The organism is Wolbachia endosymbiont of Drosophila bocki (genome assembly GCF_028982005.1).
GTDB classification, from domain to species: domain Bacteria; phylum Pseudomonadota; class Alphaproteobacteria; order Rickettsiales; family Anaplasmataceae; genus Wolbachia; species Wolbachia pipientis.
In genome coordinates this window covers 1-1,259 of record NZ_JAPQLG010000017.1, presented here as the reverse complement: position 1 = coordinate 1,259, position 1,259 = coordinate 1, and the positions used below count along the sequence as shown (strand labels likewise).

Genomic DNA, 1,259 nt, shown 5'->3' with positions numbered 1-1,259 from the left:
CCAGCTTGCAAATGATTGTCCTTTCCTTCATTTCTCTCCTATTACGAAGATTTTAAACAGGTTCTAACGGACGCTGATTTTTGTATCGTAATTTCTTGCTATAAATTGGTTATATAAGAGCTGGCTTCTAAAATTTTATAACCCTAATTTGAATTAACAGACAGTAGAATCGAAAGATTATTACAAGGAGAAATCTACACAGATCGACCCTTTTGTGAATCTGCGTTTCTGCTTTCTTCAACTTGTTTTGCAAAAGATGTTTCCGGTTTCTGAAGTGGCCTAGCAATTTCACGCACAACGGCAATAACTGCTGTTAAAAACGTTTTTAACAATGCACCTAAAGCTCCACCAACTGCTTCCCTGCCATATATATGAGCTTGCTTTTCGTTACCGTCAGCAGTTTCCCCTGCCCTCCTTCTTGGATCCATCCTATGAGCAATCACCGAAAACAACACTCCCCTGATTGAAGACTTCACTTTTTCCTTTGCTTCGTGGACATCCCCATCTTTTGCTGTTTCATGTCCATGACTTAAGTGTTTAGCGTTCATTAGCTCCTTTTGTTGCTGGGCAAACATGCTACTTAATACTTCTTCTATCACTTGCTTTCTTCTCTTCTCTCTAACTCTTTTCATAGATTCTGATTTATCACGAGTATGCTTTGTGGTTTCAAATTCTGCATCAATATCTTCAGACGCAGCCTGACTATATAAAGTCTCTATAAGCCTGTCTATGCTTCGCTTTATTTGCATAGTCCTTTCGTAACTATCCGAATTATCAATTCCTTCGTCGATCTGATTTAGAATATCCTCAAAAACTTTCAAATAGTCTTGAATGTACTGTATTATGTATTGCTTATCTTCCTCTTTGTGTTGTTCTTCTTGATTTTGCTGATTTTCATTTTCTAAACTTCTCTCTCTTTTATCATCGTTATTTTCTTCAATATTATCACCGTCTTCCTCGAAAAGGTCTTTGTCGTTCATGATTTTTTTTAATTTAGTTAAAATTCTCACCAGTTACTATTGTATATGAAAAAATTAAATTAACATTAATGAAAAGCGTTTACAACTTCAGCACTAGTTAAAACTACAGTAAAGCTGTCAAAAGTAACAGGATCATAATACCTCTCATACAATTCAACTGAACACCTAAGCCTTATCTTTTCCTTAGCATTAAAACTAATTTCATAATCATTATTAGAACCTGTTTAAAATCTTCGTAATAGGAGAGAAATGAAGGAAAGGACAATCATTTGCAAGCTG

The 1,259-nt window shown here is 35.2% G+C and carries 1 protein-coding gene and 1 pseudogene; both read right to left on the bottom strand.

Going from position 1 to position 1,259, the window contains the following annotated elements:
• Nucleotides 1-194 precede the first annotated feature (194 nt).
• Nucleotides 195-980 (bottom strand): hypothetical protein, encoded by a 786-nt coding sequence (locus OZD61_RS00275; protein WP_274979412.1) that lies wholly within the window; start codon nt 978-980, stop codon nt 195-197.
• Between the two features lie 65 nt (nt 981-1,045).
• A pseudogene (locus OZD61_RS05810) lies at nt 1,046-1,198 on the bottom strand (phage tail tube protein); the annotation flags it as partial.
• Nucleotides 1,199-1,259 lie beyond the last annotated feature (61 nt).

Bases quoted from the DNA above. Each gene is read 5' to 3' on its own strand.
- OZD61_RS00275 (WP_274979412.1), bottom strand. From the start codon at position 980: ATGAACGACAAAGACCTTTTCGAGGAAGACGGTGATAATATTGAAGAA.